General features: G+C 69.0%; 9 protein-coding genes. 7 read left to right on the top strand and 2 right to left on the bottom strand.

Going from position 1 to position 12,173, the window contains the following annotated elements:
• Both VFU06_02850 and VFU06_02845 read left to right on the top strand, forming a co-directional pair.
• Positions 1-522, top strand: a 522-nt coding sequence (locus VFU06_02850; GenBank protein ID HEU5208328.1) for a TerC family protein, incomplete at its 5' end; no start/stop codon positions are given.
• The gene (locus VFU06_02845; GenBank protein HEU5208327.1) at positions 519-866 is read left to right on the top strand and encodes a hypothetical protein; all 348 of its coding nucleotides are present in this window, start codon (positions 519-521) and stop codon (positions 864-866) included. The genes VFU06_02850 and VFU06_02845, both read left to right, overlap by 4 nt.
• Positions 867-872: 6 nt before the next feature.
• On the opposite strand, the gene VFU06_02840 is transcribed toward VFU06_02845, so the two are convergent.
• Positions 873-1,499 (bottom strand): carbonic anhydrase, encoded by a 627-nt coding sequence (locus VFU06_02840; protein ID HEU5208326.1) that lies wholly within the window; start codon positions 1,497-1,499, stop codon positions 873-875.
• Between the two features lie 56 nt (positions 1,500-1,555).
• On the opposite strand from VFU06_02840, the gene VFU06_02835 reads away from it, so the two are divergent.
• The gene (locus tag VFU06_02835) at positions 1,556-1,939 is read left to right on the top strand and encodes an NFACT RNA binding domain-containing protein (protein ID HEU5208325.1); all 384 of its coding nucleotides are present in this window, start codon (positions 1,556-1,558) and stop codon (positions 1,937-1,939) included.
• A 308-nt stretch (positions 1,940-2,247) separates the two neighbouring features.
• Positions 2,248-3,963, top strand: coding sequence for an ATP-binding protein (locus VFU06_02830; GenBank protein ID HEU5208324.1), 1,716 nt, complete (start codon positions 2,248-2,250; stop codon positions 3,961-3,963).
• Positions 3,964-4,547: 584 nt separating this feature from the next.
• Here the strand turns inward: VFU06_02830 and VFU06_02825 are convergent.
• Positions 4,548-7,010, bottom strand: coding sequence for a zinc-dependent metalloprotease (locus VFU06_02825; protein ID HEU5208323.1), 2,463 nt, complete (start codon positions 7,008-7,010; stop codon positions 4,548-4,550).
• Between the two features lie 354 nt (positions 7,011-7,364).
• Between VFU06_02825 and VFU06_02820 the strand changes: the two genes are divergently transcribed.
• From VFU06_02820 to VFU06_02810, 3 genes are all read left to right on the top strand, one after another.
• Positions 7,365-9,629, top strand: a complete 2,265-nt coding sequence (locus tag VFU06_02820; GenBank protein HEU5208322.1) for a glutamine amidotransferase — start codon at positions 7,365-7,367, stop codon at positions 9,627-9,629.
• Positions 9,630-9,634: 5 nt separating this feature from the next.
• Positions 9,635-10,657 (top strand): hypothetical protein, encoded by a 1,023-nt coding sequence (locus VFU06_02815; protein ID HEU5208321.1) that lies wholly within the window; start codon positions 9,635-9,637, stop codon positions 10,655-10,657.
• A 29-nt stretch (positions 10,658-10,686) separates the two neighbouring features.
• Positions 10,687-12,173 (top strand): tetratricopeptide repeat protein (locus VFU06_02810; GenBank protein HEU5208320.1); only part of this gene is annotated, 1,487 nt, incomplete at its 3' end.

The raw sequence follows: 12,173 nt of genomic DNA, 5'->3' as shown, positions 1-12,173 counted from the left end.
CTCGATCACGAGATCTCGGGCCGCGACCTGATCCTGCTGCTCGGCGGCCTGTTCCTGATCGCCAAGGCGACGTCGGAAATCCACGACCGTCTGGAAGGCGAGGAGGGGCACACGTCGAAGAAGGTGGCGCCGTCGCTCGCGAGCGTGCTGATCCAGATCGCGCTGCTGGACATCGTGTTCTCACTGGACAGCGTGATCACTGCCGTGGGAATGGTGGACGAGATCGCGGTGATGGTGGCGGCCGTGGTGATTGCGATCATCTTCATGATGGCCTTCGCCGGCACGATCAGCCGCTTCGTGGGTGAGCACCCGACGGTCAAGATGCTGGCGCTCAGCTTCCTGCTGCTGATCGGCGTGATGCTGGTGGCCGAGGGGTTCGACCAGCATATCCCGAAGGGCTATATCTACTTCGCGATGGGCTTCTCGGTGTTCGTCGAGATCCTCAACCTGCGCATGAACAAGGCGCGCCGACCGGTGGTCCTGCGCACGCGCATTTCCCCAATGGAGGAGACCGCATCATGAGACTTCTGCGTACTGCACTGGCCGGTCTGGCGCTCGTCCTGGTGGCAGGAGCATGCGCGAGCAGTGGCGAGCCGCGCGACGAGACGCCCACGTACGTGACGGTGGACAACCAGAGTCGCTACGACATGACGATCTACGTGGTGCGCGACAACGGCCAGCGCGTCCGGATCGGCCGCGTCACCTCGGTCTCGGAGGAGCGGTTCGAGATCCCGTCCTACCTGGTGTTCGGCATCACGACGCTGCGGTTCCTGGCCGATCCGCTGGCGGCGCAGGGATCGCCGATCAGCAACCAGATCGCCATCGTACCGGGCGAGGAGATCCACCTGACGATCCCGCCCATGTAGGCGGGATCAGGTCTCCATCCTCACGAAGGCGCCGCGCTCCACGTCGAGGATGTCGATCGTGCCCTCCTCGATGATGTAGTGCCAGCCGTGGAGAAAGAGGCGGCCGGCCTCGATCCGCTCGCGCACCTGCGGATAGGTGAGCAGGCGCTCGAGCTGCAGTGCGATGGCGCGCTGCTCGGTGCGGCGGAGAGTGTCCTCGTCCGGGCACTCGCCGTCGTTCGTGCCGGGAACGTCGAGACGCGCGTCGCTGGCGAGCTCGAGCCAGCGATCGATGTGCGGCGTGCCGTTGGGCGGCTGGTACAGGGCGCGAATCGCGCCACAGTGGGTATGGCCGCAGACGATGATCTCGTCGACTTCCAGGATCTGGAGCGCGAACTCGATCGCGGCGGACGTGCCATGGAAGCTGCGGTCGTCCTCGAACGGGGGAACGAACGCGCCCATGTTGCGGACGTGGAACAGCTCGCCGGGCCCGGCACCCGTGAAGATCTCGGGCATCACGCGCGAGTCGGCGCAGCCGATGAAGAGCGTCGCGGGCTTCTGGCCCGCGTCGACGAGGTTCCTGTAGTGTTCCCGGTATTGCGGGAACACCTCGCTCCGGAAGCGGCGCAGTCCTTCGATCAGTTTCTCAGGCATGCAGTCAGGATCGGGGCTGTTGGCTGTCCGGTCAAGCACCAGTGGGCACGGAAGGCATGAAGCAGGGGAGAGCGGCGCGCGAGCCGGCGTACCGGACGGTGGAAGCGATGGACGGCTGCGAGATCCTGGTCGGCAAGGCGGCCGTGGACAACGACGTCCTCACGTTCCGGGTCGCGCGGCCCAACGACTGGTGGCTGCACGCCGGGGGCTACGCGGGCAGTCACGTCGTCGTGCGGGCCGTCGACGGCGACGACGTCCCGCGCCACGTGCTGGAGCGCGCCGCCGAGCTCGCGGCGTACCACTCCAAGGCGCGTGAAGCGCGCGGCAAGATCGCGGTGCACCTGTGCCGAGCGGGCGACGTCCGCAAGCGGCCGGGCGCACCGGCAGGGCAGGTGGAGCTGAAGCGCTACGACACGCTGAAGGTGTATCCGCGCGAGTAGTGCGCGGGCGCGATTCGTCGAGCGACCGAACGACCGATGCGGCGCCGATCCGGCTCACACCCGTGCTGACGCGCATGGTCATTGCAGGTTCTCCACTGTTGCGCAGGACGATGCGCGGTTCCGGCCCCGGGCCGGGCACATACGACGCGGCGAGGCACATGATCGATGGCGTCGTGCAACGCAGGGGCGCAACAGGGCGCGAGGAGGAGGCGACATGCTGGTGGGATCGGCCAGGGCGAGCAACAGGTTGCTGGTCAGCGTGAGCGGTACCGCGGTCCTGGTGGGATGAGCCTGCGGGCTCCGCCTTCATGGACACCAGCACGCGCGCCGCATACCGGGTAGCAGCACGCTTCTTCTTCCTCGGGGCGTTGTGGGTGCTGCTGTCCGACCGGGTCCTGGCGGCGTTCGTCGCCCCCGCGGACATCGCGGTTGCGCAGACGCTGAAGGGCTGGCTGTTCATGGCGGTCGTCGCCGTGCTGATCTTCTCCTGGGTGCGGAGCGAGATGCGACGGCGCGAGCGGTCGCGCGAGGCGCTGCGCGCGACGGAAGCCAACCTCGCGATCCTCCTGAACCAGTCGCTCACCGGCGTGTTCGCGGTGCGTGACGGCCGCTTCACCTACACCAACGACCGCTTCAATGAGATCCTCGGGTACGCGCCGGGCGAGCTCACCGGGCGCAGCATCACCACGGTCATCGAAGAAGGCGAGCGGGTGCGCGTACGGCACCAGCTCGAGCGCGCCGGCGGTATTCGACCTCACTCCACTCTCAGCTTCCGTGCGGTTCGAGCTGACGGCTCGATCATCCATACCGAAACTCAGTTCACGCAGACACTGCTGAATGGCGGCGAGGTCGTGCTCGGCATGCTGCTGGACGTCACGCAGCGCAAGGCGCAGGAAGCCCGCTACGCCGCAGCGCGCAGGCTGGAGGCGATCGGACGCGTCGCCGGCGGCGTCGCGCACGACTTCAACAACCTGCTGACGGCGATCAGTGGCGCCGCAGGGATGCTGCGCGACAGACGCAGTCTTCCTCCGGACGCGCGCGAGGACGTGGACGTGATCCTCGATACGGCAGAACGCGGCTCCTCCCTCGCCCGTCACCTCCTCGCGTTCAGCCGTAATCGGGTCACGCGAGCCGAACCGGTCAACGTGAGCGAGATCGTCCGCGGCATGCAGCCGCTCCTGCAGCGCCTGATGAGTGATGGCATCGGGCTGCAGCTGCAGCTCGAGAACGGTGCGCCGCCGATCCTGGCGGATCGTCACCAGATCGAGCAGATCGTGCTGAACCTCGCCGTGAACGCGCGCGACGCAATGCCGGCGGGTGGCACGCTCCGGATTGCAACGGCGTCCACTCCCGCCGCGAACGCTCCGCCGCAGGCGCGTGTGGGCGGCAGCGACCGGCTGGTCCGCCTCGTGGTGGAGGACACGGGCGTGGGGATCCCGCGCGAGCTGTATTCCAGGGTCTTCGAACCCTATTTCACGACCAAGGGGGAGCGCGGGACCGGGCTCGGGCTGGCCACCGTGCAGAACATCGTGGCGCAGACCGGCGGGCACATCCTGCTCGAGAGCACTCCGGGCCGTACCGCATTCACGATCCACTTTCCCGCCGTGGAGCAGGCGGCAAACGGAGAGGCGGCGGCGCCGTCACCGGAGCGCGCAACGCCATGGCCGCGCGGTCGTGTGCTGGTCGTCGAGGACGAGCCCGTCGTGCGTGCAGTAACGCGCCGCGCGCTCGAGAAGGCCGGGTTCCCGGTGGTCGAAGCGGAGACCGGCGCCCAGGCCCGGCACGCCCTGGCGCATGGCGGTGACTTCGTGGTGGTGCTGCTGGACATGACGCTGCCGGATGAGTCCGGTGTGGACGTTGCGCGCGTCGTGCTGGAGCGCGAGAACTGCCCCGCCATTGTCTTCATGTCCGGCTACGGCACCGAGGACGTCTCGATCCCCGACGACGTGCGGCCCGCCGGCTTCGTCGAGAAGCCGTTCACGATGGACGAGATCGCGAGTGCAGTCGCGCGCGCGTGCACCTGATTGCGCGCAATCCTTTCCGCACCTCGCTACAACGTGCGCGACCACCCGCCCGGTGCGGCGTGGCGAGCGCGCGCTCGCGGGCACCGCAAGGAGTATAAATGACATGCAGTTGCACACGAACGGCCTGGACGGGGAACACTGCTTGCCAGTGGCAGCGCCCCGAAGCGTGATGCGCACCACCTGGTCCGGTGCGCGGTACGGTTCAGCAACGAACCGGTACAACGGCCCGGCAGGGGGCGCGTTGCACACACCGACGCACGGATGAACACGTCACTGCTTCTTTCGCGAAGTCCCGATCACCCGCGGGAGCGAGCGAAACGGGCCGGCGATCCAACTGGATTGCCGGCCCGAACCGTTTTCCCCTGCGGCGTTGCGACAGCCTTGCCACGACCAGCGCCATGCCGCAACCTGTCGGTACGATGAACAGCCATCCCCGGGAAGACCGGCTGCACGACTATGTTGCGGACCTGCTGTGCCGCGAGGAACGGGCGGAGGTCGAACACCATCTCATCCGCTGCGAGGCGTGCCGCGCGGCGGTGAAACGGCTGCGGGACCGCGTCCGGGACGCGGCCCCGTAACCGGCCTCAGGACTGCGGCTCCAGGATCCTGTCGATCTCCATGACCACGTCACGCAGGTGGAGCCGTGTCATGCTGTTCGCCGCCCTGCCGAGCGCGGCGTTGGCCTGCTGTCGCAGGGTGACCAGCTCACCACGTGCTGCCGCGCGCGTATCCGAGGGGTAGCGCGGCCGCTGGGGACCGAACAGCGCAGCGTTGCGCGGCGGTTCCGGCGGGCTGAGCAGTGTGTTCAGCGCCTCGATGTGTGCACGCTGCAGGTTGCGGCGGTACACGTCGATGCTCACGCGGTTCTGTGACAGCTCGCTCCAGACGCCTGCACGCAGATCTTCCATCATGTCGCCCACCGTGTACGCCTGTCCCGCGGGCAGCAGTGCCTCGTACTCGGCGAGGCGCCGGATGCGGAACTCGTTCAGCAGCGTGCCGAGGACGCCGGCCTGCGCCTGCCGGATGCGATCGACGTGGCCCTCCGCCTCGATGCGGAAGAGGATCTCGTCGTCCACGAACCATTGCGGCACACGGAACGCATTCGCGGCGAGGAACCGCATGGCATCGCGCTGCCGCTCGCGCGGTACCGGTTCGAAACGGCGGCCGGTGCCGTAGCGCTCCTGCGTTTCTGCACCTGCCACGATCGCGGCGACGTGACCGTTGTAGCGGCCCCACTGCGAGATCGCGTTGCCGTACAGCTCGTCCAGCAGCGCGTAATCGCGACCGGGCCGCTCCGCGACGTCGAGCAGCATGTCCACGACGCGGCGCAGGTTGCGCAGCCCCAGCTCGCTGGCCTGCACGGCGTCCGCGTCGCCGACGGCTTCGGTGATGTTGCCCGGGTCATTCGGCGCATCCACCGTCGAGAAACGGAACCACGGAACCGTGTCCTGCATGCGCGCCCAGCGGTCCAGCGTCGGCCGCTCCTCGTCGGGCGTGCGCGCTCCGTCGATCGGTGTGTGGCCCCACATGATGGCGAACCTGTCGTACGGCCCGATTCCCGGCACGAGCAGCTCGGGCGGGATGCTGTCCTCCGGCTGCGCGACGTAGTTGAAGCGCGAATAGTCCATCAGCGTTGCGACGTGCCCGCCCATGCGGCGGAGGAAGCTTTCGCTGCGGATGCTGTCCGTCGGATACATCGAGCTGGCCTTCATGTTGTGTGGGAAGCCGATCGCGTGACCGACCTCGTGTGCGACGACGTAGCGCACCAGCTCCCCCATGAGCGAGTCCGGCAGCGGCAGTGCCCGGGCCTGGGGATCGAGCGGTCCGACCTGCGTGAAGTACCAGTTGCGCAGCAGGTTCATCACGTTGTGGTACATGTTGACCTCGGCCTTCAGGATCTGGCCCGTGCGCGGGTCGACCACCTGGCCGCCGGTCGCGTTCTGCACCTCCGACGGGCGCCAGTAAACGACCGAGTTGTTCGCCGAGTAGATCGAGAAGAGCGAGTCCGCGTCCTCTGCCGGTGCGACCCGCGCCTCGATGGCGTTGCGGAAGCCTGCACCCTCGTATGCAGGGAGCCAGTCCTCCACGCCCCGCTTCACCCAGGGCTGCAGCCACTCGGGCGTCGCCGGGTCGATCCAGAAAACGATCTTCTCGACCGGCTCGGACACGGCGGCGGTAGGATTCTGCTTCTCGAGCCGGAAGCGGCGGATGTAGCGTCGCTGCTCGGCGCGATGCTCGGGGCGTGAGTAGTCGAAGATGGAGATGGAGATGTAGCCGACGCGCGCGTCCCAGAGACGCGGCATCATCGGCTCGGCCGGCAGCACGCGGAACGACCAGTGCACGTTGGCGCTCACGGTCTCCGGCCGCCGGTCCTCGCCGGGCTCGGGCGGCGGCGCAAACGGACCGGTCGGGCGTGGCGCGTTGCCAGTCTGCACGGCATCGATCTCGATGCTGGTCGGCGTCGCGAACGCGTGGCGCACGAAGCTGCGGTCGGAATTCGGCGTCTCGACGGCCGCCATCTCGCGGATGTTGCTCGTGAACAGCCTGGTGGCGTCGACCACGGCCGCACTGTCCGCGCCCCACGTCGCGACGTCCATCGAGGCAATGATCGGACCGAATCGCAGGCGATCCACGCCACGTGCGATTGCGGACGCCGTGTCGGCGGTCACGTCGTAGTCGAGCTGGCGCAGGAGCACGCGGTCGCCCTCACGCTCGAAGCGGACGTAGGAGCTGTTGGAGCTGCCGCGGCCGCCTGCGAGCCGGCGCAGCAGGACCATGTCGCGACCGAGCACCGAGCGCGGAATCTCGAAGAACAGCTTGTCGTCGACGCGGTGCACGTCGACGATGCCGGAGGACGTGATCGCGCTGCTCGTGATCACGCGGGCGTAGGGGCGCGCCCCCTGCCGCCGCTCGCCCGCACTGTCGCTGCGGGCCTGCGGCCCTGCTGACGGCGTGGGCTGCCGGGGCGCCGGGTTGCGCGCGCATCCGGCGAGCAGAAAAAGGGAGAGAACGGCGGACAGTACCGCTGCGCTTCGCGCTCGGCTCATGACTCGCTCCTCGAGTGTCTGCTGACCTTGTGGAACAGAGGCGGCCGGCAGCCGCGCTCCTGGCAGAATGCAGCCAGGGTGCGCGCCGGCCCGGCGTTTGTAAAGGAGACGCTTCGCCCCGGCAGGACGTTGAGCGACAGCGCAGCCCATCACGCGCCGCCGCGAGCCGGTCACGTGGCGGGCGGCTGCGGTCCCGCTCGCGTCAACGCACGGAACCTGCCGCGCGTCCTTCGGTAGAGGCAGGAATACAGAGTCACACCCGCGCCGCGGCTTCCCGCGGCGACGCGCTCATGGCGGGCGCTTCCCGACGACACAGCAGCTCCACCCGCACACTCACTCCAGCGCGCTGGTACCGTGGACGGTCTGCTCGCCTTGCTCTTCAAGTATCGGCCGGCGGTGTTCGACGCCGGCCGCATCGGCTTTGCGCCACCGCTGCCGGTCTCCTGGGTCGTCGGCTTCGTGACCCTGGTGGCGATCGGCGCGGCGGTATCGTACCTGCGCGTGCGGCACCGCACTCTGCCTCAGAAGGCGACGCTGGCAGCGCTGCGCGTCGCGGTGCTCGCGATCCTGGGTTTCTGCCTGCTGCGTCCTCAGCTGATCCTGTCCACGGTCGTGCCGCAGCAGAACCATGTGGCTCTCCTGGTCGACGACTCGCGCAGCATGCGTATCACGGATGGCGGCGAGCCGCGCGCCGCATCGGCGCAGCGGGTGCTCGCACCCGATGGTGCGCTGCTGCAGGCGCTTTCGGATCGATTCCGCGTCCGCCAGTACGCCTTCTCCGACGCCGCACGCCGACTCGACGACGTCGCCTCCCTTTCGTTCGCAGGGGAGCGTACGCGCCTTGCGCCCGCCCTCGACCGGGCGCGCGCCGAGCTCGCCTCGCTGCCGGTTGCGGGGATCGTCGTCGTGAGCGACGGCGGCGAAAGCGACGCCGCGGCGCTCGCGGAATCGCTGCTTGCGCTGCGCGCCGCGGGCGCCCCGGTCTACGCGGTGGGCGTCGGACGCGAGCACGTCGACCGTGACATCGAGCTGAGTCGCGCGGGCGCACCTGCTGAGGTGCTGCAGGGCGCGACACTGGCGACGGACCTGGTCGTCGCACAGCGCGGTTACGCGGGCGAGCGGGTCGACATCACCGTCGAGGACGAGGGGCGCATCGTCGCCCGGGAGTCCATTGAGCTGCCGCGGGACGGCGAGCCGTTGCCCGTGCGTGTGTCGTTCACCGCGGAGCAGCCGGGAGCGCGTCGCTTCACGTTCCGCATCGCGCCTCGTGACGACGAGCGCATCCCCGAGAACAACGTGCAGGACATGCTGATCCACGTGCGCGATGCACGGGAAAAGATCCTGTACTTCGAAGGCGAGCCGCGCTTCGAGATGAAGTTCCTGCGCCGCGCCGTCGAGGAGGACGAGAACCTCCAGCTCGTCGTGCTGCAGCGCACCGCCGAGAACCGCTTCATGCGACTCGCCGTGGACAGTGCGGGCGAGCTGGCCGGCATCTTCCCACGCACCCGTGACGAGCTGTTCCGCTACCGGGCGCTGGTGCTCGGCAGCGTCGAGGCGAGCTTCTTCACGCATGACCAGCTGCAGATGATCGCGGATTTCGCGAGCGAGCGCGGCGGTGGGCTGCTCGTGCTGGGCGGACCGCGCTCACTGGCGGAGGGCGGTTGGGCGGGCACGCCGGTCGCCGACGTCCTGCCGGTCACACTGCCGCAGCAGGCGGACGCATCCTACTTCGAGGAGATCGCGATCCGTCCGACACGCGACGGCGCGGCGCACGCCGTGACGCGGCTCGTCGCCAGCGCGGACTCCGCGGCCGCGATCTGGCAGCGACTCCCGCCGCTCACCCTGTTCAACCGTGTCGGCCGGGCGAAGCCGGGAGCGAGTGTGCTGCTGACCGGGGAGGGCGACGACGGCGATCACATCGTGCTCGCCGCGCAGCGCTACGGCCGAGGGCTGTCAGTGGTGTTCACCCCGCATGACTCCTGGCTCTGGCAGATGCATGCGGACGTGCCGGTCGACGACATGTCGCACGAGACGTTCTGGCGACAGATGCTGCGCTGGCTGGTGGACGGCGTGCCGCGCCAGGTCATTGCAGCCGTGGAACAGGACCGCGTCAGCGCCGGGGAGCCTGTCCGGCTCTCGGCACAGGTGGATGACGAGCGCTATATCGGCGTCAACGGAGCCGAGGTGGTGGCGCGCGTCACTGCGCCATCCGGCGAGACCAGCGAGGTCCCGCTCGCCTGGACCATCGACCGCGACGGTGCGTACGCGGCCAGCTTTGCCGCTGGCGAGGAGGGGCTGCACCGCGTCGACGTGGTGGCGACGATCGATGGCCGGACCATCACCGGCGAGCCCGCCTGGTTCCGTGTTGCACCCGGCATGGGCGAGTACTTCGACGCCGGTATGCACGTCGACCTGCTGCGCCGTATCGCCGAGGAGACGGGCGGCCGCTACTACACCCTGGACCAGGTCGACCAGCTGCCCGAGGACCTGGCAGTGGCCGGGCACGGCGCGACCGTCGTCGAAACCAGGGAGCTGTGGGACATGCCGATTCTCTTCCTCCTGATGCTCGGTCTCGTCGGCGCGGAATGGGGCATGCGGCGACGCTGGGGCCTGGTATGAGCATCATGCGACGTCTCCTGTCCCGCTTCCCGCGAGCCGCACTGCTCGCCGTTTCCGCCTGCATCGCCACCGCCGCGCCGGCCGCGGCGCAGCGCACGCACGTGCTGATCGTCTCGGGCATCTCCGGTGAGCCGCGCTTCGCAGAGCAGTGGGACGCGTGGGCCGGCTCGCTGGTGCGCGGCCTCGAGCAGGCCGGAGTCGCGGGCGCGGACATCATCCGGCTGGCCGAACGCGCGGGTGGGAACGTCGATGGACGCGCCACGAAGGACGCGATCAGCCAGCAGATCATCCGCATTGCGGCTGCGGCAGCAGCCGACGACCAGGTGCTGCTGGTGTTCTTCGGCCACGGCTCCGGGGACGGCGCCGACACGCGCATCAACCTGCCCGGTCCGGACCTGGCCGCGCGTGAGCTGGGCGCAATGCTGCTGTCGTTCCCCACGCAGCGCGTGATCGTAGTGAACGCGGCAAGCGCGAGTGGCGGGTTCGTCGAGCCGCTGGCCGGGGAAAACCGCGTCATCGTCACTGCGACCCGTTCGTCCGGCCAGGACAACGAGACCGTCTTCGGCGAGCACTTCGTCGCTGCATTCAACGATCGTGCAGGCGATACCGACAAGGATGGCCGCGTGTCGCTGCTCGAAGCTTTCGAGTACGCGCGGCTGGAGGTGGAACGCGCCTACTCCTCGACCAACCGGATGCGGACCGAGCATGCACTGCTCGAGGCGGACGGGGACGGCAACGGCGTCGCCGAGCCGGACAGCGGCGGCAGCGACGCTGCAATCGCGCGCGGCATCTTCTTCGGCAGCGGCGGCGCGGCCGCAGTGACTGCGGAGGCCGTTCCCGCAGGTGCGAGCACGGAGTTGCGCGCTCTCTACGAAAAGCGCACGGGGCTGCAGTCCCGGATCGATGCGCTGCGCGCCCGCCGGGCTCAGATGAACGCGGCGCAGTACGAGCAGGAGCTGGAAGCGCTGCTCGTCGAGCTGGCCACCACCAGCCAGGCGATCCGCCGCATCGAGGGGGGCACCCGATGAGGTTGGCAGCCGCTGCGTCGACTGCTCACATGACGAAGCGCACCGTCCTGGTCATGGGAGCTGCGCTCCTGCTCCACCCCGGCTGCGCCCGTGCGCAGGAGGACGGGCGGGAGGCGCTGCGTACCGGCCGCTACCAGGACGCGATCGCGGCGCTCGGGCGAGAAGCGGCTGCAGGGGACGCCGATGCGCTGGCCGCGCTGGCACGCACGCTGATTGAGGTCGGGCGCTACGAGGATGCAGAATCGGCCGTCCGCGACTGGGACGGCGAAATCACACCGGCACTCGGTGCGGTCTACGGCGAGGCGCTGCTGGCGCAGGGCAGGCTCGAGGACGCAGAGCGCGCGTTTCTGCTGGCACTGCGAGGGCAGTCACCGCTCGGGTCTCCGGAAGCAGCGCCGTCGCAGTCGGTGCAGCTGGCGGCCGGAGCGGAGCGGGCGCTGCTGAACGCAGGATTGCTCGCGTGGCGCACGGGCGAGCGCGAACAGGCGCTCCATCATTTCGATCGCTTCATCGACATCTACAACGGCGGCGCTGCGCAATCCTCCGACGCCCTGGTGGCGGTCGGTGTCGCGGTGAGCTACCTCGGCCGCCGAGACCCGCAGCTCTTCCACGATGCCAATCGCGCGCTCGGCGAGGCGGTGGCGCGCGATCCCGCGAATCACGAGGCGCGCGTGCAGCGCGGGCTGCTCTTCCTGGAGAAGTACAACACCACGGACGCGGGGGCGCTCTTTCGCGAAGTGCTGGAGCAGAACCCGCGGCATCCCGGCGCGCTGCTCGGCCTGGCCCGCGTGCGGATGATCGAAGGCGTCGGCGACCCTGGCGAGCCCATCGGACAGGCACTGGAGACGAACCCGCGCCTGGTCGACGCGCACCTGCTGCGGGCACGCATGCAGATGATCGGGGAGCAGTACGACAGCGCGGCATCCGCGATCAGGAGCGCGCTCGCGATCGACAGCAGCTCGCTCGATGCCCGCACCATGGATGCGGCCAACGCATACCTGCGCGGCGACGACTGGAACAGCCGGGTGCAGGCGGTGCTGCGGCGCAACCCGCGACACTCCACCGTTTACACGACCATCGGCGAGCTCGCGGTGCAGACGCGCCGCTACCGCGATGCGGTGCGCATGGCGGAGCGCGCGATCTCTGTGGATTCGACAGACTGGGCAGCGCACGCGTTGCGGGGGCTCAACCTGATGCGCATCGGCGACGCTGCGGCCGCCCGCGCATCGCTGGAGGCAGCATTCGCAGGCGACCCGTTCAACGTGTGGGTCAAGAACACGCTCGACCTGCTCGACACGTACCCGCGGTACGTCGAGCGTACGACGCCGCGCTTCGCGTTCTTCCTTCACCGCGACGAGGCGGACCTGCTCTTCCCGTATGCGGCTGCGCTCGCCGAGGAGGCATACGACGCGATCTCGGAGCGCTACGGCCATGAGCCGGAAACGCCCGTCCGCGTCGAGGTCTACCCGCGGCACGCCGATTTCTCCGTTCGTACGGTCGGCCTCGCCGGTCTCGG

It is taken from the genome of Longimicrobiales bacterium, assembly GCA_035764935.1.
In the GTDB taxonomy this organism is placed as follows: Bacteria; Gemmatimonadota; Gemmatimonadetes; order Longimicrobiales; family RSA9; genus DASTYK01.
This window is presented reverse-complemented; position numbering and strand designations above follow the sequence as displayed.

What these genes read in the sequence shown, in the direction of transcription:
- VFU06_02845 (HEU5208327.1), top strand. Translation starts at nt 519, where the DNA reads ATGAGACTTCTGCGTACTGCACTGGCCGGTCTGGCGCTCGTCCTGGTG.
- VFU06_02815 (HEU5208321.1), top strand. Translation starts at nt 9,635, where the DNA reads ATGCGACGTCTCCTGTCCCGCTTCCCGCGAGCCGCACTGCTCGCCGTT.
- VFU06_02835 (HEU5208325.1), top strand. Translation starts at nt 1,556, where the DNA reads ATGAAGCAGGGGAGAGCGGCGCGCGAGCCGGCGTACCGGACGGTGGAA.
- VFU06_02825 (HEU5208323.1), bottom strand. Translation starts at nt 7,010, where the DNA reads ATGAGCCGAGCGCGAAGCGCAGCGGTACTGTCCGCCGTTCTCTCCCTT.
- VFU06_02840 (HEU5208326.1), bottom strand. Translation starts at nt 1,499, where the DNA reads ATGCCTGAGAAACTGATCGAAGGACTGCGCCGCTTCCGGAGCGAGGTG.
- VFU06_02830 (HEU5208324.1), top strand. Translation starts at nt 2,248, where the DNA reads ATGGACACCAGCACGCGCGCCGCATACCGGGTAGCAGCACGCTTCTTC.